The sequence below is a fragment of the Halocatena salina genome (assembly GCF_023115355.1).
In the GTDB taxonomy this organism is placed as follows: domain Archaea; phylum Halobacteriota; class Halobacteria; order Halobacteriales; family Haloarculaceae; genus Halocatena; species Halocatena salina.
Genome location: NZ_CP096021.1, coordinates 366454 through 392587, shown reverse-complemented (window position 1 = coordinate 392587; position 26134 = coordinate 366454). Strand labels below are relative to the sequence as shown.

The following is a 26134-nucleotide window of genomic DNA, read 5'->3' as shown; positions in this document are numbered from 1 at the left end:
ATTAGGCGAAGCTCACGCAGGTGGTTAGTTATTCGAAGAGATCACCGGCGGGCGTGGAATTCGTTCGCGCTCTCGACGATAAGCGGCGACGCTTCCGACTTCGGCTACTTCTAGACCTGTCTGATTGGATCGGGATCAGAGGGTCCGATCGGTAAAAAGATGGAGTCGGTCACGAGTTGATAGGCACGGTTGCGTGTATTCACACGCGCGAAGTGGTGTTCTAAGACGAGTGGAATCTACACAGGGATTCTGCTCGCGGATCCGTTCGGATATCGCAGATGAATTTTTTCGTCTGATCTTCGAGAAAGCTGACTGTACTTTCCCACTGTTGAGTGTGTAGAAGCCGACCGCTAGTTCCAAGATGGGAACCAGCGGTCGGGTGATGGGTGAATTATCAACGTAGTAGAGCCGCTGCGAGTTATCCCACGGTTAAGAATACGATGTATCTCGACGTCGAACTCCACTTGATGAGGTGCTGAATCTCCCGTTTGCTTCACGGTTGGCCATCATGGAGTTGTTCTTGCTCATTATCGCTGAGCCTGCCGATCCAGTCGGCGTGAGGACCTTGACTCCGTCCTCATTCCATCGACACGCCCAACGAGTGCCGGCGTGGAGGACTTGCTGACTATGTCTGCGAAACCCTCTGCATTGCGCCTTCGTAGAGGCGCTTTACGAAAATAAGCCGCCCACTGATTTGTCGTCGCGGTTTCTGTGAGCAACCGATCGAGATCGTCCTCACCGAAGTGTCAGACAACCTCTTTGTGGTGATCTCTAGTCATAGAACCGTCCGTCTTACACAAACTCCATACTCCTTATTTCTTACTAACAATTACAGGCAAAACTCCATGAACATCCAGAGGTACAGATTGCTGTCGGACATTTAGCTGGAGACGTCTGGTCAGTAGCACTACCACCGTTTGTCTTGAATTCGCTATCAAACTCAGATTTGAGATCGGTGTTCGTTGAGTTGTACGTCGTGTCAGTGCTTGATTGAGTCGCTGACATCATAGATACAGATATCATGTATAATATTAAAATTTTCCCTTTATTTATAGTATTGTATATAGCAGAACTGGATCACAATTAATAATATCCTTATGTGAGTAATAATGAATATTAATAAGTTATTTAGCCACGAAAGCTTGTATGATCTGTTGCTCCGATCAGATGACAGTGTTCTATTCGTTGAATGAGAAATGCTAGATCTGGATCTGACACAAGAATGGACGTCGACGAATGCTGAAGCCGTATTTATCAACGTCCACCGGGAATCTCACTGACTAACTACACCTGATTCACGCTTTCCAGCATAGAGGATCCCAGAGACCGAGAATGATCCTATCTCGCAGCATTGATCTCTTAATTCAGTCCCACCGTGTTATGGAATAGTGCCTGCGCTAAACCGATACCAATGGGGCTGGACACACTCTCTCACTGCTGCTTTGTATTAGTGTTCTCTATTCTGCTATCTCATTAACTATCTAATTTTATCTATTATTTTTATAATATTCTAAGTACTAATATAGGATTTCTCCTTTTATCGATTTTCGGGTGGTATCTCACCCACTAAAATGTTGCTGGAAAGGAAAATAATATATACAAGTACATTAATATATAAGACAATGAGGTCAAAGATTTCAATAGCTAGATCAACTATAGCAATAATGCCATCTCTGGAAATTCCGCGAACAGTGCGGGCATCACATGTTAGAACTACTATCGAGACTGGGGACTCACCCCCCATCCAATAGCCACTAATACATGACAGAGATATTTACCAAAAGGCAGAAGCGTATTATCGCCGGGCGATCGCGAACACTTCTTGAGCGGATTGCTAATCCTGATGCTCTTGTACATGGAGAGCGAAACGAGGCGGAAGTAAAGGAAGTCTTTCAGGCTTGGAAAGAAATGTTTCCAAGTGAAGAGGCATTTGATCAACGGCTGGAGCATGAGGGAGTGTCGAGGCAGGACTGTCGGAAAGCAATCAGCTCTGGAAAACTTGACAGCAGTGAGACGCTGCCCGAGTGGATCTCTCTTCTTGACGAACTTGTTGCAGCGGTGCAGAAGCGAGATCCTGAAAACGTTTCCCTCACTCTCGACCAGAGGGAATCTGACTATGAGATGGGAAATGATAGACATTTTAGAGAGATAACGGCCGCTATCGCAGCACACGTTCGAGATGAATTTTTGGAAGAATCGGTTAGAAATGCCTTTTCCAAAGAAATTATTGATGTGATGATTGAGTGGTTCCGACACCGTTTCGAGATCCGTTTTACTCGAATCCTATATGTTGAATTCAAGTCGTTCATCGCACATCATGATAGAGAGCTAGCATTTTCTAACCCTGATGAATTCGAAGAATTACCCACTGAATATTATGATGAGTTTATTAAATATATATTTACAGGTGGGATAGCTGATCTGTGTGTAGAGTATCCTATCTTTGCACGGTTGCTAGTGATACAGATGCAGCAATGGAAAGAGCATTTCCGGGAGTTTTGCAACCGTCTACAAGAAGATCGAGAACTGATAGCCGATCAGTTTGACATAGACGGGGGTCTTGGTGATGTAATAGATCTCAAACCGCTTGCCGACGATACACATGGTGATGGACGTGCGGTGATGCGTGTCGGATTCAAATCTGGCCACACAGTTGTGTACAAACCTCGGAGCGTCAAAGCTGGAGCAATCTTCTATCAAGTACTTGATCAGCTTAATGACTACCTTCCTGTCCCCGACTTCGAAGCACCAACATACGTCGTTCGTGATGACTATGGTTGGATGGAATGGATTGAGAACGGGGAATGTCCTGACAGAGAGGCAGTTGAGCGGTATTATCAGAGGGTAGGGTCTCTAATATCTATATCCTATTTCTTAGAGTTTTCAGATTGTCATTATGAGAATTTCATTGCTACAGGTGAATATCCAGTACTAGTCGACGCCGAGACGGTTTTTCATCCATACATCGGTATAAGTCGGAAACCGACTCGATCAGGGCCTGGAATGTTAGTTGATAATAGTGTCCTTCTCAGTAGTTTGCTTCCATACGGTAGTGAGGATATGTATGATGATATTGATGTTGAGATGCTGAGTGGGGCTTCTGGAATAGGAGTATCCTCCGAAGATTTCATATTTGATGTATTATCTTTCCCACAGATAAAAGCAAGTAATACGGATGTGATGTCTGTCGAACCCAAGCCAGGCCGAATCAGACGGGATGATAACATTCCTAAAATTAATAACACTGATCAGCCTCCTGAAGAGTACTTAGCTGCTATTGTGAATGGCTTTAAGAGTACTTATGAGACCATAATGAATCTCCGGGATAGTGGGTGTTTGGCCGATGAAATTGGATTCTATACTGCCTTTGAATCGGTTGAAAACCGTGTCGTGTACCGACCTACACAGCGTTATGCGAGTATCCTTAGGTCACTGTCTTCCCGGGCGTGTCTCCAGGATGGAGCTAGGTTCGGCATCGAGATGGAGCAGTTGGCTGTACCGTTTTGTGATGGACAAGTCACTGAGCCCCAACCGTGGCCACTCTATGATGCTGAACGGCGAGCCCTGAAGCGATATGATCCACCTCGGTTTACGTGTCAGACGGACAAGACAGCCATTCGGATGGATGGGATGCAACTCAATGTGAAAGCTGATACTTCGGGAATGCAGCGATCCCGAGATCGAATCGAATCGGCTGATCGCGCAGATATGCGAGAACAGGTGGAGTTGATCCGTCGCTGTTTCGAGATGACACCAACTGCGTCACAGGATATGGTAAGAGAGCCAACAGTTGAGCGCAAATCAGTCAATAATAAACAATTACAACAAGAGGCAGAGAGAATATTTAAACATGTACGTACAATGGCTACCGAAACTAATGATGGGACATATCACTGGACCTCAATCAAACCTGAAAAAACAGCAGAAACTGAACCGCTAACGCTTAGACCTACTGACGGATCGGTGTATATCGGTCGGTGCGGTATTGCAATCTTCGGTGCCGGTTTATATCATCTAACTGGCGAAGATCAGTATCGTGAGTTCGCGCTCAAGACAGTCCGCCCTATTCGTGAGGCAGTCCAATCAGAACAAAGGGTTCCAGCTCTCTCAAATATTGGGGGCGCAGTCGGTATTGGGTCCGTGGCGTATGGACTGACAGTTGTTAGTGATTTACTCAATGAGCAAACAATACTCGCAGACGCCATCCGCTCTGTGGATTTTATAACAGAGGATCTCATTGAAATGGATGACTCATACGATGTCATCGCAGGAGCTGCTGGTACAATCCATGGAATACTCGCTACACATGAGCGAGAGAACTCTTCCGAATTAGTGTCGGCTGCGGCAACGTGTGGCGATCATCTACTCGATAACCGGGTTACGAAAAATGGGTGTCGTGTTTGGAAGACTTTAAACGACTCACCCCCATTAACCGGATTCGCCCATGGTATTAGCGGTATCGCATATGCCTTGCTTCGTCTTTGGGACGCCACTGAGGACAGGACATACCGTGAAGCAGCCCTCGAAGCTCTCGAATATGAGGCACAAACATATTCAAAGACGGCCAAAAATTGGCCAGATGAACGGGAACGAACTGAGGAGACCTATCCAGACCAGTGGTGTTATGGAAGAAGCGGGATCGGTCTCTCACGACTCGGTATGGCAGAGTACGCCACCGATGATTTGATCACACAGGGAATCGAGCGCGCCGTAAACGGTGCGGTATCAGATGAAGCAAGACCGTTTGATCACCTCTGCTGTGGGAATGCAGGACGGGCTGAGTTTTTGATAGAAGCTAACGAACGATACAACCAGTGTTCCGGAATGGCGCGTGAGTTACTTGGAGGGGCACTCGAACGAAAGCGGCAGACTGGTACCTATCAAACGTTGTTCAATGGAACCGAAATAATAGATCCGACCTTTTTCCATGGTATCTCTGGAATTGGATATTCAATGTTACGAATAATAGATCCCAAAACGCTCCCATGCGTCCTCTTGTGGGAGTGAACGTTCTGAGTACCGTTACACTGGCGGAAGCAGATCCACCAGCCGCCACACGTGATCGGGCTCTGCAAGCACAGTGTCGGCAGTCGCTCGTGAAAAGCTGTCTACAACCGGCTCGTAGAGTTGCTCAAGCGCGACTTGGTCGGTGGGCCAACTGACGTCTGCTGGCTCTGCATAGATACGCCAGTGGCGATGACAGCAAGAACGATGCTCGATAGCTGGACCGAAAAGTGATGCTACTGCTGTCGTGTTCTGGTCGGCTCCGACTATCACACTCACGAAACGAGGACCGGAGTTGAGGACAACGATTGTCTCAGTCGTCCGCAGGCGTGGCTACACAGTTGCTCATAGCCCTGACACGCTGCACATCAAGAAACTCCATCTCTGCGCTCGGACACGTGCGCTTGATCAGTTCGAATGTCTGTTGACAGAGAGCACGGCCGTCTGCCTCAGACATGGTCGGATTACCGGGCACCATTATCACCACCTCCGTGGTATCGTTGGTGACTTTGAATGGGGCAGCATCCCGGCTAATAGGGCCGAGGAGCGCAAGGATCCTTTCTTGGGATTCCCAGATAAGATCGCCCTCTGCGGCTGTCTCTAGCTCCTCGTGGAAGATGGGGAGCATCGTCTCGCCACCCTCTGCCCGACGGATCGTGATCGGGCCGCTGATGTCACCTGCATCGTGCATTCCCATGATCGCGCCCGATCGTGCTCCTACAATGTTGTACGCGTCGACAACGTTGTTGTTGCGATTAAAACCTCTCGCCTCAATTAGTTTGACGAGTTGTTCCCCAGCTGGTTCTTGATCGGGTCGTCCAAGCCGACGGAACAACTCCCGTGACCCACTAACCACATCGGATTCTACCACCTCCGAAGCATCACCAGTCAGCTGGTTGATTTCGTTGATTTCCGCATCCAATGCGTCTGTTTCTGCCTGAACGTCGAGATTCCGGATGTGACACCCCACGGGATTGATGCCCAGAGCACGAACATCGTCCGTGACGAATACTGTGTTGCTATCCATTACCACATACCTACCTTTATAACCGGAGTTGTTATAATTTTCTATAAATTACCTAATTGCTCAGTGGTTTTGAGATAGGAGCTGAGAAAAATTAAAGATTGATAAATTATCGGCACATTAATCAGTCAGGTACGTCTTATCAAGGTCGTGAGTGATGATCCTATCATCTTGCCAGTGGATCTGTCCGACACACGTTCCCTCCGGCACGTGCTCTGTGTTTATCTTCTTATTTGCTTCCTTCACGATCGCCCAGACCCGTCGATTTGCGAACAGTCCCATCCCCGGCTCAAGCTTCACCCGTTTTGTTGGGAATGATGATTTTACGATGAGATCAGACTGATATTCGTTTTCGTTTCCCATTACTGTTATGAATTCTGTTATATTAGTCGAGATATTGGTGGTTTTACGCCTGGAATCGTAAAACTTCCCTAATTCCTCTTAAGTGTGTTGGACATATCTTATCTCCGACGCTCGGTGATTATCGTCTCCCTTCCCGTGCGGTATATGGGATATCTCCTCTGTTTTCTAGCCTGAGGGGCGTTTGTCTCGTGCTACCCTTTTTGACCAACTGTTTCTCCACCAATGTATCGAAATTCAGACAATCGGCTGCGAGAGATCCCACAAGGAGATCGTGCTTCTCGAACTACGCTTACAGATCATCAGAAACTTGCTCTGGTCCTCTACGACGAACTCGTTGGCTTCTACGGCGACTCCGACCCGGTTACACAAGAGTTACTTTTCGGCTCTAGTAATGGGTGGTAATGATGGTGGTCATCTGTGCTTACAGCAGCGTCTGAAGCCAGTATCACACTGTACACTGTACCGGTCGTCGGTGTCGAACTGGGGCAGACGGAAGTTACCGTGATCGGTATTTTCATGATCCTGATTCTTATCATGGGGTCTGGATTCTTTTCATCGTCAGAGATTGCATTATTCTCCCTACCGGCCCATCAGATCGACGCGATGGTTGAGGAGGATAAGCGTGGCGCACGGGTAGTCAAGTCTCTCAAAGAGGACCCCCACCGCTTGCTCGTGACGATTCTGGTAGGGAATAACCTCGTCAACATTACAATGTCCTCTATTTCGACTACCATCGTCGGCTTCTATTTCGACGCGGGCACGGCAGTACTGGTATCGTCGTTCGGTATCACGTCGATAGTCCTGCTGTTCGGCGAGAGTGCACCCAAGTCCTACGCCGTCAAGAACACCGACTCATGGGCACGGACCGTCTCCACACCGTTAAAATTCGTCGGGAAAGCGTTGTGGCCACTCGTCACTCTGTTCTACCATTTGACAAATGCCGTAAACAAGATTACCGGTGGCGGCTCGTCCATCGAATCCTCGTACGTCACTCGTGACGAGATCCGGAATATGATTCAGACAGGCGAGCGCGAGGGGATCCTTGACGAGGAGGAACGCCAACTGCTCCACCGTGCTCTGCGATTCACCAATGCCACTGCCAAGGAGGTGATGACTCCTCGCCTCGACATGGCGGCCATCTCCCAAGACGCGACTGTCAAGGAGGCCATTGAGAAATGTATCCAGTCGGGGCACGCCCGCCTGCCGGCCTACGAGGGCTCGTTGGACAACGTGATCGGCATCTTCGACATCCGTGACCTGGAGGAGTCCAACTACAGTGCCTTCGCTGACCTTGAGGTGGCGGACGTGGTCAACCCGACGCTCCATGTCCCCGAGTCCAAAAACGTCGATGAACTCCTCTCAGAGATGCGTGAGAACCGGATGCACATGGTCATCGTCATCGACGAATTCGGAGCCACCGAAGGCCTCATCACGATGGAGGACACGACCGAGGAGATTGTTGGCGAGATTCTGGTGGGTGGCGAGGACCACCCGATCGAGTTCCTTGACGACACAGTCCTGGTGGATGGCTCGGTCAACATCGAGGAGGTCAACGAGATTCTTGACATCGTACTACCGGAGGGCGAGGAGTTCGAGACCATCGCGGGCTTCATTTTCAATCGGGCGGGCCGCCTCGTCGAGCAAGGAGAGGAGTTTGGCCACGAGAACGTGACGCTGCGGGCTGAACAGGTGGAAAACACCCGCATTCAGAAGGTCCGGGTGGCCGTCGACCGCGACGTCGCCGATCCGGTCGAAGAGAGGCCGTCGGTCGGAGAGGGCACCCCTGGTTGATTGGCGGTATCTCAGCGGTTGAGTCGATCTCCTCCAGTTGGAAGCCACTACCTCGAAAGATGGGTGAAAACCATTAGGAAGCCGGCAAACGTACCCTTGCCTATCGAGTCATGTACGAGAACATCCTCCTTCCGTTCGACGGTAGCGAGGGCGCAGCTGAGGCGCTTCATCACGCCAGCGAGTTCACTCACTGGGCCGACGCGACCATCCAAGTGCTCTACGTTGCCGACACGACGCGCCACAGTGTCACTACCGTTGACGGCCATACGGTCGATGGGCTTGTACAACGGGGTGAGGAAATCGTCGACGAGGCCGCAAAAACGCTGGACACACTCGGAGTTTCATACGACACCGACATCGTCCAGGGCAATCCGGCCCCGACAATTGTTGAGTACGCCGAGCGGTATGATCAGGATCTGGTCGTGATGCCGACCCACGGCCGCGAGGGGATCTCACGATACCTCATTGGAAGTGTATCCGAGAAGGTCGTCCGGCTCTCTTCGGTTCCTGTTCTCACAGTCCACCTGCAGGCCGATGAGACGATCGTCTTCCCCTACGAAAACATCCTCATCCCGACGGATGGGAGTTCCGCTGCGATGTATGCTACCGAGCATCTCGTTGAGCTTGCGGCGTCGCTTGATGCAACCGTACACGTCCTTTCTGTCGTGGACGACTCCGCACTCGGGCCGGATATCCGGTCGACGATTTCTGGACAGGAAAGTGAACAGGCTGCGACCGACGCTGTTGACACTGTCGTCTCCGAGGCTGAAACACGTGGAGTTGCCAATACCGTTGGCTATATTGAACACGGCACGCCTGTCGAGGAAATTCTTGACTGTATCGAATCGAACGACATACACGCCGTTGGAATGGGTACGACAGGGAAACGAAGCACGGAGCGCATACTGCTTGGCAGTGTTGCTGAAAAGACTGTGCGCTCTGTGCCGGTTCCCGTAATGACTGTTGCGGAACCTGAGTAAATCTTGTCGGTAGGAATGGTTTCCGACACCTGTGTTGATAGAATCTCCGGCGAGATATCATGTGTTACCTCGATCATGCGGGCGCTGTGAGGACAGACGTGTCGACTGACCACGTCATCCGAATCCGTTTTTGCTCCCTATACTGGAAGAGAGCAGTCAGTGAGTGGCCGACGCCACTGAGCGTCTGTCGTGTGGTCGCGGCGACGTGATCCACGAACAGATTCTAATAGGATGGTAGTATTTGAAATAAACAGCATTTCGTCCTCCGGACACGGCGAGGTGTTCTCTCACTCGGTGGGTACTAGCCGTAAGTGCTGTTTGACCAGTTTCAGCACGATCTGCTGCACACCATCACAATATTGATATTTCTGATACATCCCTGGTTCAGAGCCACGCTACGGAGGTATTCACCGGCGACCGCGGCTCCTCGCCGGCCAGTACGCGGGCGACATCTCGGGCCACGTGCTTGCTCAAGTCGCGCCGCGAGGCTTCCGAGTACCAGCTGGTATGAGGAGTAACGATGACGTCTTCGCGGTCAAGCAAAGGTGACTCGTCCGGCGGTTCTGACACCATCACGTCGATACCAGCCTTAGCGATCTCGTCAGTATCGAGCGCGGTCAAGAGCGCATCCTCGTCGACAACGGGACCACGGGCAGTGTTTATCACAATCGCGTCGTTGCGCATCTGCTCAAACGCCGCCCTGTCGAAGAGATGTCGGGTGTCGTCGTACAGCGGAACGTGGATGGAAACGTATCTTGACCGAGCAAGCAGGTCCTCGAAGCCGACTGGCTCGACATCGAAATGCGCAAACTCGTGGTCCGGGACGTAAGGATCGTATGCGAGAACGTCGAGTCCCATTCCTTGAACCATCGCTGCGAGCCGGCGCGAGATCTTTCCAAACCCGACCAGACCAAGTGTTGATCCACGGAGACGGTGGATCGGTCGGCCCTCCTTCCAGTTCCATCCCCCATCAGTGGTTTGACGGTCAAAAATGTGGACGTTCCGAGCCACCGCAAGCAGTAACGCGAGCGCGTGGGTCGCCACCTCGTCCACGGAGTAGGCCGGATCGTGAACTACCGTGACGCCATGGGATTCTGCCGCGTCGATGTCGACGTTGTCGACGCCGATGCCGGCCCGTCCAACCACTTGAAGCGAATCGACGGCCTCGAACACATCCGCGGTGACGGGTGTCGCCGCATCTACAATGAGTCCCTCCGCACCCAGAACTGCGTCCACGACGGACTCTACCGTTCGTGCTTTGGCCTGTCTTACTTCGGCATCAACTTCGGCGAGGATCTTCTGTTGAACCGATGGATCGACAGTCTTGTCATCACTGATGAGAACCTCTCGCCTCATACTATGACACACTGCTGTAGGAATTTATACTGTCGGGTAGACGTAATTGAGTCCGTGGAGGACATGAGAGATCAGTCAGTGCCTTACACTCGATGACGTGGTTAACTTGTCAGCATTTTCACTCAGATCACCCCTCACGTGCTTGGACTTAAACAGAATTCCCATGGATCAGGTGATATGTTAGAAAGACCTTCCACCGCTTGCTGATCAGAGTTCCGATGAATCACCGATTACCGGCTACTCGCGGAACGTTCGGCCCAGTATCTGAAATTGACTACTATACTGATAGACTCCCTCTCGTAGCATGAAATAATAAATTAAATATTATTAATATAATTAAAATATTTATGCATTTATCATCTAAGGATAAGGTGTTCCAGCATTATCTAATCAATAATGTATGAGGGGGTGTCTCTCCTTCACTCAGATGCTGGTGAAACGCTGGTAGTCTTCGCGGATGTGGCGGCGTCTTCGGCGGGAGGGCGACGGTGAGATAGTCGGGGGAGGATTCGAAGTGCTTTGATGAGCGGCAATGCGATGGCGGACGGCTTCTAGTGCGCTACACAGCATGGATAGCCCAGTGTGCACACGAGATCAGTGATTTCGTATTTACTCTCGAAGGGTATGCAATCGTATCTTCGTAGGCTATGCCTTGCAAGGACACAGCAGTCCACGATATCGATCCCGGAGGTTTCTACGAATCCCTCGAACAGAAGAAAAAGAAATTGTTGGTGAGACTTCCCGGTTCAATGGTGCATATTCGAGCATAACCACACCGGAGCACCATTCAACGAATATTGTAGAAATCGTAACAGCGGTGAAGATGCTTTTCGAGACCGAGTGCTCACTTAGCCTCTGGCGGTGTTAATCCGAGCCGTTCGAATTGATTCTCCGGGGCCTTGAGAACCTGAAGAGCATCGGCGAGTAAGTCTTCCATCTGCTGTTCGGCAGGATGGTTCCCAGCGAGATTCGTCGATTGCTCCGGATCGGCATCGGTATCGTAGAGTTTGATATCGTCGTGTTGTTCGAATGATGGCCCTTCGAACCGCCAGACCGGTGTATCCGTATACGGTAGGAACCGCCCAGATTCAACATCCTGCTTTGGCTCTGTCGGTGTGAAATACCCCCACGCATCCATCATCGTGGTTGAGTAGCAGTAGGTGGGTTCGTCCGGGTTACAGGGTCGCATATACGTGTACTGACCGTCAGCAACGTTCACGGACGATCCCCACATCCCATAGAGAGCCCATTCACGATGGTTGGTTGCCTTCCCTTCGAGTAACGGGAGGAAGCTTTGGCTGTGAGTCTGATCCGGAACCGACACTCCCAGCGCAGAGAGAATTGTCGCGTAGATGTCGACTGCGCTTGTTAGAGAGCTCACACGATCGTCGTTACGAACCGATTCAGGATGCCAGACAAATAACGGCGTATTTGCGATCGCATCGTAGATCGGCATGATGTTCTTTGCTATCCAGCCGTGTTCACCAAGCATATATCCGTGATCGGAAGTGACTATCACCATCGTGTCGTCCCACGCGCTAAGTTCGGTCAGGGTGTCGAATACTGTTCCTAGCCAGTGGTCCACCATTGTTACTTTTCCGGCAAACTGGGATTTCACGAAGTCGATTTCCCGATCTGAGAGTTCGCTTTGTCCCTCATCAACCCGCCCGTAGTAGGGCCAGGTGGGCAGTGACGCGTCACGTGGATCCTCGTCGGTATACATCGAGGCGTATGGTTCCGGACAGTGGAACGGTTCATGCACGTCAAAGCTATCGACGAAACAGAACCAGTCATCCCATTCCTGATTCTCGGCGATCCAATCCGCCGTTCGAGAGAACACCTTCGCAGCGAAGAAGTCTTCCTCGTCCGTTTCATCAAAGTTGGCGATATTCCGGGCGTACTGTACCCGGTTCATGAACTGAACGCTGTCTGGTGGATCGGTGCGGGCATTCGTAGTCTGATCGAGAAGCCTCCCATTGGGGTGCTGTGGAGTTGTTTTCCACGCGTCTGTCTCGTGTCCGCGTATAAACTCGAAACCGTTGTAATCCTCGTAATATCCGTGGCTCCCGTGTTGGAAATAATGATAGTGGTCTGTAATGAGCTTTGTGAGAATTCCTTGTTTACGGGCTAACTGTGGAAGCGTGTCGTCAAAGGGTTCGATAGGACCCCATGGCCGCCACAGAAATTCTTGGATTCCCGTGTGCCATTCACGTCTTGCGGGCATACACGGAAGACTACCAGCGTAGTTCTGTTCGAAGACGGTGGCCTTCTCGGCGAACCAGTCAAGGTTCGGCGTATTGACCTCGTAATCGAGGACCGTCGGTGTATCTTGATACGCACTGAGAAAATCACGTCGAAGGCTATCGATCGAGAGCAAGAGAACCTTCATCTTTTCTTTTCTCGATTAATTGCAAATACGTCTTCGTCGGGCTCGACGGCTCGGAACTCGCCGTTGATTACGACGAATTGGCTCTCAAAACAGAGTCCGCAATGTCCGAGACAGGGCGTTGCCTGCACCCCTGACAATTTAGAAAGCTGGCTGTGAGTGGCAGCATCTACGTTATCGATACAGTATTCGATCATAAGCAGTGATTCACAGGGTTGCTAATAAAACTGCCCCTCAGGGACCTAAATACGATATTCTAGAAACCAATGTTTTCCGTCGAACCAGCATGTTCTTTGACTGGATCTATCTAATACTATTAACACTGAAGTGATGTGATCGGTGGCAGAGGAATAACCTGTCACGTTAGATGTTGTCCGTCGTTTAGCGCTTTCGTTGCGTCTACACTGTCACATATGCCCACGTATGATGGCTGAGAAGGCCTTGAGCACGCCTAATGAGATCGCTACTCGCGAGGACTATGGAGATTCGATCGCCTCCGTCTGTCAGGGGGAACTGGGATGACTGAGTTGACGCTTCCGCCACTGATCTCGTGGTTATCAGGCCGGCGGATATCGTGTCGTTGAATCTGGACGGCTTGACTGCACGTTGATGATCTGTCCCGGGAAATCGACATTAGGTAATGCTAGTATCATCCACTCACTTCATCACCCTACAACTAATATAATAATTTATAGATACTGTAGTAGGAGTTTATAACGGAGTCAGGATTGCATTACAGCAGTATGTTTGTAAAGGGCGGGTGGAATTTCCGTCACAGAATTCAATGATCTGTCAGTAGTGATTCCGCTATCAGCTGGAATGAACTACTACCGGGAGGCCGACTCACCGAGATATCCAACGAATTTCTTCGCCCTGATGGGTGCTTGTGAGGCTGGCTTGAGGACGGCGGTATTCCCGGTCGCCGTGCGGGTGCGAACTTCCACGCCGGGATCGCGCTGGGACAGTTGTCCATGATGAACGGCTGAGTGTTACCGTTTTCGTTCGGCACGAACAGCACTAGACACTCATCCACGTCTAGCTGTGACGTCGCCTGTTCTACAGTGATGTCTTCCTGTTTCATCCATTCGACATATGTTATTCCGGGATCCGTTTGACCGTGCGACAGACAGATGACATCAGTATCATTCAATATTTGATTAATTCACTTTATTTATAACTGAATTCATGATATCTATGAGGCGGCCGTGTGGTGGGGTTATCTATCCGCTATAGGTCTCTACTGTGTTTCTATGCCATCCCTTACGAGAGTGTTGACAGTAATTCTTTCACTGTTGATCTTTTTCTCAACTGATTTCTGAAAGTATTCGTATACTCCTACCGTCTCAGTCAGCCGACCCGACTTCTTGCCTATGTCGGTATCGGACTGGTCGTCGGAGTCCTCGATATCCTTCTAAAGGTTGGGAATCGGTCTTCGTAGGTCGTCTAGCCTTCGTCATACTCTGGTCGACTGTTTCTGCCTACTGAACGTGATGGTTAGGCTCTCTTACCAATGGGCTCTTCAACCTCCCCGGTGAGACGGCACCCGTTGTCGTTCTGGCATCGATCCGTAAGGACGGATTGCTCCTGTTACAGTCAGATGGACTCAGCTCAACGCTGTCCGCGATGACTTCTGTACAGGTACTGACGGCCGTCTATCTAGGGGTGTTGCTTCCCTGTCTGGTCACGGCAATCACGGTTACGAAGGGACTCTCTTCGAGGTACGCAGGGCGTATGATGCTTCGTCAGACAGCAGCTGCCGCCAGTTTCTCGCTGCTTATCAGTGTGGTGGCGCGTTCATATTCTAAAAAATGGCATCAGAATCAATGACGCTCGCGTTCGAGCGTGCAGCACTGCGTCGTCTACAACAACCGCGGTCTGCCATCGTCGACGCGGGGCGATGGGCACGGTACGTAGGACTTGTCACCGTCGAGCACGACGCTGTACGAGCATTCGAAGCGCGTCACCTCGTGGATGGATTTCGCGCGACCGACTAGTCAATATGTTGGTGTGACGATGCTTGTCAGCACTTTCAGACGAATCGTTACGATCGGTGGATTACCACAGACACTCTCCAACGATCCCCCTGATGATTGGAGCCATCTTACCGGTGAGATGGCTGCTCGAAAAGCTGGGTGGCCGCTCAGGACAGACCCCTGTCCATCAGATGAATGGACTCTTCAGCGTATTCGGCGTTTGCCCCTAAACGACTATCTCATCTGTGACCTCGTTCGGATTGCAACTCACCCATGAAAGCCAGTGAGTGACCAGGCATCATCGGCGTCCCCGTTCCCATTCGAATGAAATTCGGGGGCACTGACGAGCACGAATGCGCTTTCGGTATCTCCGTTCTGGATTTGTCGCGTCGCTTCTGGTGCGATCCAGATAGCATCGCCATCCTCAACGGACACATACTCGTCGTCAATGCGAACTGTTGCAGTCCCTCGCATGAGGACGTAAATTTCCTCGTGCCCGTCGTCAGCGTGATCGTGTGGTTTGCTTCGCCATCCAGGACGACACCGCGAAATCGTGACGCCGACCTGCTGGCACCCAAGTGGTTCACTCAGAAAATGCATCGCATCAGAGACGGGTTCGACATCGGCGTAGTTCACTTTTCGGTAGGTCATCATTCTCTTTTAGAGGGACTTGATAATAAAACCTTCTTAAGAATTATTATCTATGATGGAAATAAACGAACATAGATGCTAATCTTCGCATAATATACCGTATCCATTATCAGTGAGAGACCATGGACGGGTCGGTATCACGTGTAAGACGATGGGAGATGACTGAAGCCATTAGCGCGCTATTTCTAGATCGGGACACGTCGGGTCGCACGACGTCTCACTGTGTACGGCAACGAGACAAAATGCGTAGGGACAGATGCTAAAGCGAATGAAAACTGACGGCCGTCGAACGATCTCGCTCACCGGGCTCGATACTGAACGATCGCTTCGTTATTGTAACCGATGGCATACAAGACGAACCAGCCGTATTAAAAGACACTTGTGAGAATCGCACATCTAGCCTCCATTAATAAAATTGCTTTTAATGATAATAATTAAGTATCTTCATATACAAAATATGGCTGCATGTCGAAATGCGAAAAATGTGGTGAATCCGTCCCGAGCGGAGAATCGCGCTGTTCGAAGCACAAGAAGAACTAGTACCGGGTATCGCCGTCGGAATAGAACGAACCGGCGTTCAACTGGGCTGACAATAGTGATGGCCCGGTCACTCAGTCAGCTTTCGACTGATTTTTTTGACGCTATGCTCGTATCCGTGTGCTCTGTAGATAGACTATGCATCCGATGTTCCGTGCGAGCGGTCCGACAGTGTTGAGGCCCGCGGGTGATGAATACACCAGCTGGTGATCCCGTGGACCCACCTCTGATAATGAGGACACCGTACTTCTGTGCAGCGTCTGCCGTCGTGACGAATCGACTGTGGGGTCGGTGAGTACGTATTCATGAGTTGGATCGGTGAAACTGCTGATCCCTGTCGTTCGTTCGGGGGCTGTTCGTCTGGGTTCCTTCGGCTACATCCTCAGCGTAGTGGCATCGAGATTGAACATCGTGGACACGTTCGAACTCCGGGTGGTGGCGCTCACACTGTTTATCTGCGTACGGACACCGGGGATGAAACGGACAACCAGTCGGTCGGTTTGACGGGTCCGGTGGACTTCCTGGTAACGGCTCCGGCGGCGGATCAGCCGGATCGTTGCTCGGGATCGCGCGCATCAGCGCATCCGTGTAGGGATGGCCCGGCTGCTCGAAGACAGTCTGTGCCGGTCCGAGTTCGACGATCTCCCCGGCGTACATGACTGCCAGCCGATTGGCGAGATACCGAACCACGTTGAGATCGTGAGAGATGAACAGATATCCGACCTCGTACTGGTGCTGCAGGTCCTCAAGTAGGTCGAGAATGGTAGCCTGCGTCGCCATGTCGAGACCGGAAACGGGCTCGTCGAGCACCACAAGGTCCGGGTTATGAGCGAGTGTGCGTGCTATCGCGACCCGTTTGAGCTGTCCACCTGAGAGTTCGCTTGGATATCGTCTCCTGACCTTGGGGTCGAGATTTACCTGCTCCAGTAGGTCTTCGATGTGGTCGGTCGTAGCGTCGGGTTGTTGCTTTGGACCAAACGCCTCTGCGATCGATCTCCGGATAGACCATCGAGAGTCGAAACTCTCGCGGACGTTCTGAAACACAACGCCAATACGACGAAGTTGCGTGTCGGATCGGGTCGTATATCCATCGACAGGCTCGCCATCGAGCAGGACAGTTCCGCTATCCGGTGTCAGCTGACCAGTAACGAGCTTCGCCAGCGTCGACTTTCCACACCCGCTTTCGCCGACGAGGCCGACTGTTTCTCCCTGGGTGACCGAAAGCGAGACGTCACACACCGCTCTTGCAGGCGAGGGGTTGCCCAATAGCCGGTCGAGGATCGAGTGAGTCGTCGTGAACTCCTTATCGACGTTTCGTAGCTCGACGATCGTCGTGTCGCGTTGCTGATCGACATCTTTCGTGGTGTACGCTGTCACTCGTTGTCACCACCGTCGGGGGCGACCTTGTTCGGACTTTCGCCAGCGGCGGTCGGGTCTCTGCATGGCTCCAAGGGTGTCTCGATGCAGGCCACGCGGTGGTCGGGTTCGCGTTCGGTGACTGGAATGTCCCCTCTACGGCAGTCAGGAGTCGCGAGGTGACAGTGGTCCGCGAACGGACAGCCGTCGTGACTGCTGATTGTGTTAGGTTGGCTTCCTTCGAGCGGCCTGAATCGGTCGCCACGAGCGAGATTCCGCGGTGAACACTCGAGGAGCGCTCGGGTATAGGGATGTTCTGGCGTAGTCAACACCTCGTCGACTGGTCCGGTTTCCATCACCTGTCCGCCGTACATGACGACAACTCGGTCACAGGTTTGAGCGATGACGCCGATGTCGTGAGAGATCAGCAAAACTCCCAGATCCCGTTGGTCCCGAAGCGTCCGTATCTGTCGTAGTATCCCAGCCTGCGTCGTCGTGTCCAGAGCCGTCGTTGGCTCGTCAGCGATCAGTAGATCTGGATCGCCAGCCAGTGCCACAGCGAGCGTCGCCCGCTGACGCATCCCGCCGGAGAGTTCGTGGGGGTACTCGTCAGCGCTACGGTTGGGATCGGGAATAGCGAGCTGTTCCATCAACTCGACGGCATAGTCTTTGGCTCGTTCCCACGCAGCACGGTTTCGGAACGGCGGGACGCCCAGAAAGTCGAGGAGCCCCTGTGACGAACCCTCTTCGTGGATTCGAACCGCCTCAGCGATCTGCTCACCGACGGGAAACACCGGATTCAGCGTCTCGTGAGGGTCCTGAAACACGATGGAGATATCGTCGCCTCGGATGCGACGAAGCGTCGCCTCGTCAACGGCGGTCAGGTCCTGTCCATCGAGTGTGATTCTTCCCGAGGTGATCTGCCCCGGGGCTTCCAGTCGGACGATCGACCGAGCAGTGGCCGACTTACCACTCCCACTCTCGCCAACGAGACCGACAATCTCGCCACGGTTCACGCCGAAAGAGACACCGTCGACGGCGTGGACAGTACCTTGGTCTGAGTCAAACTGCGTCTGCAGATCTTCGACGCGGAGGAGTTCGTTCGTCATAGTTGCTCGATCTGGACCGACTGAGTCGGCGAGAGTGCGTCTCTGAGACCGTCGCCGAGGAGGTTGAACCCGAAGACAGTGAGCATGATCAGGACACCGGGGGCGTTTACCAACCACCACGCGGTCCGCAGATAGTTCCGACCTGATGCGAGCATCGTCCCCCATTCGGGCGTCGGCGGCTGTGCACCCAGTCCGAGGAAGGAGAGCCCTGCCGTTCCCAAGATGACGCCACCGATGTCAAGTGTCGCCAGAACGACGACCGGTGCGATGACGTTCGGAATTAGGTGTCGACCGAGCACGTGAGCGCGCGAGCGGCCGAGAAGCCGCGACGCGGTTACGAACTCCCGCTCGCGAGCCGACAGGACGCTGCTCCTAACCAAGCGGGCATATGAGGCCCAGCCGACGACCGCGAGTGCAACCATCACGTTCGTGAGGCTCGGGCCGAGGATGCCAGCGATCACGAGTGCAAGGACGATTCCCGGAAATGCCAGTAGTGTATCGACAAGTCGCATCAACGCCTCATCGATCCAGCCGCCAGCGTACCCAGCGACGAGCCCGACGATCGTTCCGAGTGTGAGGCGCACACTGGTTACGACGACAGCGATACCCAGAGAGAGACGTGCGCCGTGGAGAAGCCGCGTAAGCACGTCACGTCCGAGTTGATCGGTGCCGAACGGGTGTACGAGCGACGGACCTTCTAGCCTGTGAGCGAGTGCCTGTGTAGTCGGATCGTACGGCGATATGATCGGGCCGAATACCGCGAGTAGGAACAGAGCAAACACAATGCTGGCACCAAGCTGTGTGAGCCGCGTCGTCGTTAGCGCCTCATACCACTGCCGCCATCGCGTTCCGATTGGTCTTGGAGACGCATCGCTAGAGACCTCTCCACTCACACTGGCTCACCCCCGTGGTCGATTCGCGGATCGAGAAACTGGTAGGTCAGATCGACGATCAGGTTTGTCAGTACGAAGATGACGCCGACGAGCAGCGTCACTCCCTGAATTACAGGATAATCTCGCGCGAAGATCGCGTCAACGAGCAACGTCCCAAGGCCCGGCCGCTGGAACACGACCTCGACGACGACGGCCCCATTGAGGACGTAACTGAACTGCAGTCCGACGATGGTTACGACGGGGACGAGTGCGTTCCGGAGTGCGTGTTTGTACACCACGATTCGCTCCCGTAACCCCTTCGACCGGGCAGTGTCGATGTACGCGGCGTCGAATACGTCGAGCATCGCTGTTCGTACCAACCGCGCGATGACCGCAGCCATTCCCGAGCCTAAGGTCACCGCTGGGAGGACAAGATGTGCGAGATCGCCAGCCCCGGAGACAGGAAAGATATTCAGCCAGAGGGCACCGATCATGATGAGCAGATATCCGAGCCAGAAGTTCGGCATCGAGACGCCCACCAGCGCACCGAACTGTGCCGCGTAGTCGATTCGGCTGCCTGGATTCGTCGCACTCGCGACACCAGCGGGCAGCGCGATCGCGATAGCGACAGCCATCGCGGCGACAGCGAGTGTAATCGTGTTCGGTAGCCGCTGTCCAATCATCGAAGCCACCGTCTGCTCGGAGCTATACGACACCCCCAGATCGCCGCTCAGTACATCGGTAAGCCAATTCACGTACTGGACAACGAACGGGTCGTTTAGACCGTGTTGCTCTCGAAATTCCGACACTGCCTCTTCTGACGGCTGATGACCCATCTGTTCGGTAAGTGCAGTGACAGCTGGGTCCCCTGGCGTGACGAAAACCATGCTAAACGTGAGTATAGATACACTGATGAGAACCAGAACGGTCGTCCCGAACCGTTTCAGTAAGTATCGATTCATACGCTTTATTCCTGAATGACTTGTAGTGTAATATCCGATGAGTGATTCCGCATTCTGATCATTTGGGTCGTACGAGCGGTGTCGATTATACCATCTATCATATGTTGTGTCTGCTTACTGAAGGCCAACTTCGAGAGAGTGGCTCGTAACGGCGGTTATTTCTCCATGTCATACTCGATGTTTTCAAGATGATAGCACGTCTCCGTCGGCAGTGGTTCGTACCCATCGATGCCGGCGTTCATCCCGACCACGTTTGTGACGTACGTCAGCCAGCCGATGGGGACGTCTCGTTGGACGATAGACTGCACCTCGTCGTATCGTCGTTTCCGCTCGTTGGCATCCGGAATCCGCCTCGCCTCTTCGAGTAGCGTGTCGACGCGGTCGTTGGCATACCCACTGAACATTGTCGCGTCCTTGGAGTGGACGAAATCTGCGAGTCGGTCTGGATCCGAATACCAGAGGAGCGAGTTCGACCACATCACAAGGTCGAACTCCTCGCTGTTCGCACGTTCGTCGATAGTGCTGTAATCCATCACCTGAAGGTTCACACTGAACCCGACCTGTGACAATTGCCCTTGGACGACCTCGGATACGAGAGGGAGTGTCCGTGCATCGTAGGTCCAGAGGCCGATCTCTAGTGTCTCTCCGTCTCTCTCTCGTCCGTTCCCCGTCGCCTTCCATCCGGCTTCGGCGAGTAACTGTTCGGCTGTTTGCGGCTCGTACGGATACGGTTCGAGGTCTGTGTTAGCCCAGTCGGTAACCTCCGGTGGGAAGGGACCAATGGCAGCCGGACCGAGGTCGTTCAACACGCTTCCGACGATCTCCTCCTGATCGATCGCGTGCATGACTGCACGGCGCACTTTCACATCGTCGAACGGAGACGATGTCGTGTCGTAGACGAGATATCGAGATCTTGGAACCGCATAATCGACGGGTTCAAGGTACTCTCGGTCTTCCAGTGTGGAAATCGTCGATCCCGACAGTGCGCGCGCCATGTCGAGTTCCGTGTTTTCGAGTTTCAGTACCCGCGTCTGCTCGTCCGGAACACTCTCATAGACGAGTGTGTCTATCGCTGGCGTCTGGCCACGATAGGACGAGTTCGACACGGCAGTGATTCGCTCACCCTGCGTCCATGAGTCGAACTGGAACGGTCCTGTACCAATCGGTTTTTTGATATCACCGTCGTTGTCGTACGAATCCTCCGCAACGATACTGGTCGGTGCGCGGGTGAGATGTGCCGGAAGCGGTGCGAACGGCGTGCTCGTTTCGATTTCGACGACACGCTCTCCCTTCGCAGAAATGGACTCGACGGGCAGATTCGCCAGCGAATCAGCTTCGAAACTCCTCCGGAGGGAACTGACTACCGCATCGACAGTTAGGGGGGTTCCATCGTGGAACGAAACGTCTTCCTGAAGTGTAAATTCCCAGGTGAGTTTGTTGTCACTCGTGGTCCACTCGGACGCTAGGCCCGGTTTGACCGATGCATCGTAATCGGCGATCACAAGTGGTTCGATGATGTTCAGCTTCCGGAACATCCACCCTTTGACGAGCGGATCGAGGGAGTCCGGATTCCAGGGTGTTCCGATGTGAAAGGTCGTCTTCTGCTCCGAAGTCGAATCGCTTTCATCTCCTTGTAAGACACTACTACAACCCGCAAGTCCGGCGAGACCAGCCGTCATTGCTTTCAGCACGCTTCGTCGACTGTTTCGGTAGTTTCGTAGATTCGTCATTAGCGCTCGCGTTCTTCGTCGCTCTGTCGGTCGTTCGAACGTGCGGTTTGGTCCTGCAACCACTCGGTGAGCCCTTGTAGTTCACCCACTGCTGTCTCGAACAGTTCCTGACCGGCTTTGGCCGTCGCGAGAAAACCCAGCGGTCGTCGCCGCCTCATCGATACTGACACCGCTGAGTGTTACGGCCGACGGATCGTTGTTGCTCATACTCTATGTCTCCTAAAGCGCCCGATATATCCGCCTGTGAGCGCCATTGACTGGAGCCTCTAATTCTCGAAATCTGGCGTTTTCGGTCACATCGTTTGTAGTCAAGCTTTTCCTGGGTGGCTTCGATACGATCAGGTATTCGGTGGAGGACAACGGCCTGATCGGCCTCTTCTTCGTATGGGATCGATAGGTGGGCCATCACTCCGTACGACTTCCGTGACACATAAAACAATTCGGGTTGTAGTAGAACAAGCTCATTTGATATATTGGTGGTTTCAAATTTAAACACGTTGGGCCTTCCCACAGTCAACCGATGACGGGCTGGAACCGCCTCGATATCAACGTCAGAGTGATCCACCTGCAGTGTCCGCCGGAGACGACCGAACGTCGAGTAGATGTACAGATCACCGAGTGTGACGAACGCAGTATCACCATCCCGTGCCCGCGGCGCGGCCTCGGAAGCCGCTGTTTTCCACGCCACTCGTAGTTCCTCGGGGGCACTCCTCATCGGGAATTCGAAATCCTCTACTTTCGATTCGGGGATGTACTCCACTGCGACGCCCTGTGAGCGCCGCCCCGGTGAGTAGACGATGTCAGTCACTCCGAGTTGTTTACGACCACGAACCGTGAGCAGGCCGACTGCACCCGATCCGAGCCCGATTCCGTACAGGGTCACGTGATCCACCCGCCATACGAATCCGAGCACCGGGTCGTGTTCTCACTCATCGCACTCACTAGCCATGTGTCGGGTTGCAAGTCCAGCGAGATGCGGAGCTTCTTCGGAGATAATCTCTACTGTGGCGAGCCGGACGGCATTCTCACTTCCGGGTAGCACGAACACTGGAACATCACGGGCGATACCTGCGGTCGCACGGGTTGAGACGATACGCGTCCGAACCTCTTCCCACGAGAGCCACCGGAACGCTTCTCCAAAGCCCGGCAGTTCGCGGTCGAAGAGATTCTCGACTGCATCTGGAGTAATGTCGTCAACAGTGACGCCTGTTCCACCTGTTGTCACAACGACATCGACATCCGGTTGATCTAGGCACTCGCTCACAGTCGACTTTATCTGAACGTAGTCGTCCGAAACCATTCGACGATGTGTGACGACATGTCCTGCGCTTTCTAGGACATTCGCGATGGTATCGCCGCTGGAATCGAGCGATGGCTTCTCGCCGGTTTCACTGCGAGACGAAGACACGGTCACGATGGCCACGCCGATCGGGTCGATACAGTCGTGCCCGTCGGTGTCGGTCGTCCGCCGATCTTCGATCGCGGAGAGTTCGTGGTCGCTTCCGCTCACTACTGTTCACCTACCACGAGGCGTTGTTCGATCGGGGGGTGGGACCACTCCATCGTTCCCGGGAACGGATTTGCGAACACGTCCCAGTTTTCGTCGATCTCCGTCTCCGAGAGGAGACACTCGTCGAGAGCGTCGATGATGGCGGTGTCGTCCATCTCTGCACCAATGAAGACGAGTTTTGCTTCCCGATCACCCCACTGCTCGTCCCAGTGGAGATGTGGCCGCGATTCACGGTAGGATTCACGCTCGAACGCCGGGAGCGTCACCGCCCACCGACCGTTGACGTCGACGTGAGTCTGTGTTCCTGCCTGGCTCAGGTTGAGGGCGTAGCGCTCGCGTCCAGCAACCCACAAGTGCCCTTTCGCCCGGATGACGGAGTCAGGGAGCGAGCAGAGCCACTCATGGAACCGCTCGGGATGGAACGGTCGATGACGCTCGTAGACAAACGAATCGACACCGAACTCCTCGGGTGGGTGGAGATGATCGTGGTCGTGTGTCTCCGTCTCGGCGTCTGTGTCGTCCTCGTGACCGGTGGAAATTGCCTGTTTCCACCGGGCAGCATTACTCGTCTCCTCCTTATCGAATCGTCCCGTCCCGAGGACTCGATCCGGTTCGATGGCGCTTTCAGTCGTTTGGACGATGTCTACTCCAGGGTGGAATGTTCGGACGACGTGTTCTACCTCCTCGCACTCCTTCTCAGAGACGAGATCGCATTTGTTGAGAACGAGAACATCGCAGAACTCGACTTGCTCGGCGAGCAAATCTGAGAGTGGTCGAGCGTCGTCAGTCGGATTAAGTGGGTTGCCGAGGACGAACGTTTGGTGAAACTGGTGGGCATCGACCACGGTGACGGTCGTATCGAGTTCGTACAGCGCGGAAGCACGCGCTGGTGAGACGAACCGTTGTGCGATCGGAACTGGATCGCTGATACCTGAGGTTTCGATGACCAGGTAATCGAACTCCTCATCGAGAGCGAGACGTTTCAACTCTTGATCAAGTTCGTTTTGAAGGCCACAGCAAATACACCCGTTAGAGAGTTCGGTGACGCCTCCATCGTCAATCGAGAGTTCGGAGCCGTTCTCGATGAGATCGGCGTCGACGTTCACCTCACCGACGTCGTTGACGAGGACGGCGATGTCGTACTGTTCACTGCCGACGGTGAGGAGGTGGTTGAGTAGTGTCGTCTTTCCGGCCCCGAGCCCGCCACTCAGGATCGTGACGGGGGGTTGATCGTCGATGCTCATCAGTTGTTGGCCAGCGCCAGTTCGCGCTGTTCATCGGAACCGAACGGATCCGGATACGTTCTCCAGTCCTCATCCATCTCCGCATCCGAGAGGAGACAGTCGTTCAGTCGTCGGATCAATGACTCCTCATCGAATTCACGGCCGATGAACACGAGTTCGATACCGCGATCACCCCAGTGCTCGTCCCAGTCGTCTTTGATGCCGGGACGGATCGCGAAATAGCGCTGTTGCTCGGCCTCGGGGAGGGTAGCAATCCAGGTTCCGCTCGGCCCGGCTCGAACGGACTGTCCTGCCTTGTCGAGACCCATTGCGATGTCCTCACGACCGGCCGACCAGAAGAATCCCTTGGCTCGAACGATACCCTCCGGGAGATCGGCGAACAGACGCGCGATTCGGTCGGGATGGAACGGTCGGTCGGCGTCGAACACGAACGACGTAACCCCGTGTTCCTCGGCAGCGGCCTCATGATGGTGACCGTCCTGTAGCTCGCGCTTCCATCCAGCGGATTGGCTGGCCCGCTCGAAGTCGAATCGTCCCGTATTCAGAATCTCCGCGGCATCAACCGCGCCGTGTTCGGTTCGAATGATCTGCGCTCGGGGTTGGAGTGCTTGCAGTACCGCTTCCATCTCCTCCAGTTCTTCTTCAGGAACAAGATCGCATTTGTTCAACAGGAGGACGTCGCAGAACTCGATCTGGTCCATGAGTGCTTCTTCCGGGACGCGATTGCCTTGGGGATCGATGGAGTCGTCCGTGAGTGCCTGTCCCGAATCGAATCCCTGCCAGAAGCTGTGCGCGTCGACGACGCTGACCATCGTGTCGAGCTCGTAGACGCCAGTGGGGTCGAACTCCGCGTCTTCGAATCCACGAGCGAACGTCTGTGCGACCGGAATCGGTTCGCTGATTCCAGATGATTCGACGAGTAGATACTCGAAGTCACGCTCTTTGGCCAGCCGACCGACCTCGTCTAGCATGTCTCCACGAAGCCGACAGCAAATGCACCCGTTCGACAGTTCGATGATCTCCTCGTCGCTCTGAGAGAGCTCTGACTCACGCTCAACGAGGTCGGCGTCGATGTTCACTTCACCCATGTCGTTGATGACGACAGCGGCGTTCAGTTCTCGCTCACTGTTGAGGACGTTGTTGAGCGTCGTCGTCTTGCCGGCACCGAGGCTTCCGCTCAAAATCGTTACTGGAATCGGGGTGTTGTTCGACACCATACTCGGTTTATGAATCTGCCCCACTAAAATACTAATTATTATGTTCTGTGGGATACAGCATAACAAAAG

At 53.3% G+C, this 26134-nt stretch carries 21 protein-coding genes and 1 pseudogene; 5 read left to right on the top strand and 17 right to left on the bottom strand.

Annotation, left to right across the window (positions count from 1 at the left end):
- The first annotated feature begins 1761 nt into the window (after window positions 1-1761).
- Complete coding sequence (locus MW046_RS17010) at window positions 1762-5007, top strand: type 2 lanthipeptide synthetase LanM family protein (protein WP_247995383.1); 3246 nt, start codon at window positions 1762-1764, stop codon at window positions 5005-5007.
- Between the two features lie 15 nt (window positions 5008-5022).
- On the opposite strand, the gene MW046_RS17005 is transcribed toward MW046_RS17010, so the two are convergent.
- From MW046_RS17005 to MW046_RS16995, 3 genes are all read right to left on the bottom strand, one after another.
- On the bottom strand, window positions 5023-5283 hold the full coding sequence (locus MW046_RS17005; protein WP_247995382.1) for a hypothetical protein: 261 nt from the start codon (window positions 5281-5283) through the stop codon (window positions 5023-5025).
- Between the two features lie 34 nt (window positions 5284-5317).
- Window positions 5318-6031 (bottom strand): phenylalanine--tRNA ligase beta subunit-related protein, encoded by a 714-nt coding sequence (locus MW046_RS17000; RefSeq protein ID WP_247995381.1) that lies wholly within the window; start codon window positions 6029-6031, stop codon window positions 5318-5320.
- A gap of 117 nt (window positions 6032-6148) precedes the next feature.
- A complete protein-coding gene (locus tag MW046_RS16995; RefSeq protein WP_247995380.1) occupies window positions 6149-6391 on the bottom strand; it encodes a hypothetical protein in 243 nt (80 codons plus the stop codon).
- A 516-nt stretch (window positions 6392-6907) separates the two neighbouring features.
- Between MW046_RS16995 and MW046_RS16990 the strand changes: the two genes are divergently transcribed.
- The gene (locus MW046_RS16990) at window positions 6908-8182 is read left to right on the top strand and encodes a hemolysin family protein (RefSeq protein ID WP_247995579.1); all 1275 of its coding nucleotides are present in this window, start codon (window positions 6908-6910) and stop codon (window positions 8180-8182) included.
- Window positions 8183-8292: 110 nt separating this feature from the next.
- The gene (locus MW046_RS16985) at window positions 8293-9162 is read left to right on the top strand and encodes a universal stress protein (protein WP_247995379.1); all 870 of its coding nucleotides are present in this window, start codon (window positions 8293-8295) and stop codon (window positions 9160-9162) included.
- Between the two features lie 384 nt (window positions 9163-9546).
- Here MW046_RS16985 and MW046_RS16980 read toward each other — a convergent pair whose 3' ends face one another.
- From MW046_RS16980 to MW046_RS19650, 3 genes are all read right to left on the bottom strand, one after another.
- Window positions 9547-10518, bottom strand: coding sequence for a C-terminal binding protein (locus MW046_RS16980; RefSeq protein ID WP_247995378.1), 972 nt, complete (start codon window positions 10516-10518; stop codon window positions 9547-9549).
- Window positions 10519-11362: 844 nt separating this feature from the next.
- The gene (locus MW046_RS16975) at window positions 11363-12907 is read right to left on the bottom strand and encodes a sulfatase family protein (RefSeq protein ID WP_247995377.1); all 1545 of its coding nucleotides are present in this window, start codon (window positions 12905-12907) and stop codon (window positions 11363-11365) included.
- Entirely contained in the window at window positions 12904-13101 is a 198-nt protein-coding gene (locus MW046_RS19650) for a DUF1450 domain-containing protein (protein ID WP_368411435.1), read from the bottom strand. Before MW046_RS19650 ends, MW046_RS16975 begins: the two co-directional genes overlap by 4 nt.
- Window positions 13102-14419: 1318 nt before the next feature.
- Here MW046_RS19650 and MW046_RS16970 point away from each other — a divergent pair.
- Both MW046_RS16970 and MW046_RS16965 read left to right on the top strand, forming a co-directional pair.
- Window positions 14420-14709: pseudogene (locus tag MW046_RS16970) on the top strand (nucleoside recognition domain-containing protein); the annotation flags it as partial.
- Between the two features lie 3 nt (window positions 14710-14712).
- The gene (locus MW046_RS16965) at window positions 14713-14898 is read left to right on the top strand and encodes a DUF7124 domain-containing protein (RefSeq protein ID WP_247995376.1); all 186 of its coding nucleotides are present in this window, start codon (window positions 14713-14715) and stop codon (window positions 14896-14898) included.
- Between the two features lie 246 nt (window positions 14899-15144).
- Here the strand turns inward: MW046_RS16965 and MW046_RS16960 are convergent, their stop codons facing one another.
- From MW046_RS16960 to MW046_RS16910, 11 genes are all read right to left on the bottom strand, one after another.
- Window positions 15145-15528, bottom strand: a complete 384-nt coding sequence (locus MW046_RS16960) for a cupin domain-containing protein (RefSeq protein ID WP_247995375.1) — start codon at window positions 15526-15528, stop codon at window positions 15145-15147.
- 840 nt (window positions 15529-16368) lie between these two features.
- Window positions 16369-17442 carry an ABC transporter ATP-binding protein gene (locus tag MW046_RS16955; RefSeq protein WP_247995374.1) on the bottom strand — a complete coding sequence of 358 codons (1074 nt, stop codon included), beginning with the start codon at window positions 17440-17442 and terminating at the stop codon, window positions 16369-16371.
- Entirely contained in the window at window positions 17439-18530 is a 1092-nt protein-coding gene (locus MW046_RS16950; RefSeq protein WP_247995373.1) for an ABC transporter ATP-binding protein, read from the bottom strand. Before MW046_RS16950 ends, MW046_RS16955 begins: the two co-directional genes overlap by 4 nt.
- Window positions 18527-19384 carry a nickel transporter permease gene (gene nikC, locus MW046_RS16945; RefSeq protein ID WP_247995578.1) on the bottom strand — a complete coding sequence of 286 codons (858 nt, stop codon included), beginning with the start codon at window positions 19382-19384 and terminating at the stop codon, window positions 18527-18529. The genes MW046_RS16950 and nikC overlap by 4 nt, the downstream gene beginning before the upstream one ends.
- A 35-nt stretch (window positions 19385-19419) precedes the next feature.
- The gene (gene nikB, locus MW046_RS16940) at window positions 19420-20364 is read right to left on the bottom strand and encodes a nickel ABC transporter permease (protein WP_247995372.1); all 945 of its coding nucleotides are present in this window, start codon (window positions 20362-20364) and stop codon (window positions 19420-19422) included.
- 155 nt (window positions 20365-20519) lie between these two features.
- Window positions 20520-22094 (bottom strand): ABC transporter substrate-binding protein, encoded by a 1575-nt coding sequence (locus tag MW046_RS16935; RefSeq protein ID WP_247995371.1) that lies wholly within the window; start codon window positions 22092-22094, stop codon window positions 20520-20522.
- Entirely contained in the window at window positions 22094-22252 is a 159-nt protein-coding gene (locus MW046_RS16930) for a hypothetical protein (protein ID WP_247995370.1), read from the bottom strand. Before MW046_RS16930 ends, MW046_RS16935 begins: the two co-directional genes overlap by 1 nt.
- On the bottom strand, window positions 22249-22977 hold the full coding sequence (locus MW046_RS16925) for an SAM-dependent methyltransferase (RefSeq protein ID WP_247995369.1): 729 nt from the start codon (window positions 22975-22977) through the stop codon (window positions 22249-22251). The genes MW046_RS16930 and MW046_RS16925 overlap by 4 nt, the downstream gene beginning before the upstream one ends.
- 42 nt (window positions 22978-23019) lie before the next feature.
- Complete coding sequence (locus MW046_RS16920) at window positions 23020-23604, bottom strand: MogA/MoaB family molybdenum cofactor biosynthesis protein (protein ID WP_247995368.1); 585 nt, start codon at window positions 23602-23604, stop codon at window positions 23020-23022.
- Complete coding sequence (locus MW046_RS16915; protein ID WP_247995367.1) at window positions 23604-24848, bottom strand: GTP-binding protein; 1245 nt, start codon at window positions 24846-24848, stop codon at window positions 23604-23606. The genes MW046_RS16920 and MW046_RS16915 overlap by 1 nt, the downstream gene beginning before the upstream one ends.
- The gene (locus MW046_RS16910) at window positions 24848-26065 is read right to left on the bottom strand and encodes a GTP-binding protein (protein ID WP_247995366.1); all 1218 of its coding nucleotides are present in this window, start codon (window positions 26063-26065) and stop codon (window positions 24848-24850) included. The genes MW046_RS16915 and MW046_RS16910 overlap by 1 nt, the downstream gene beginning before the upstream one ends.
- Window positions 26066-26134: the final 69 nt, after the last annotated feature.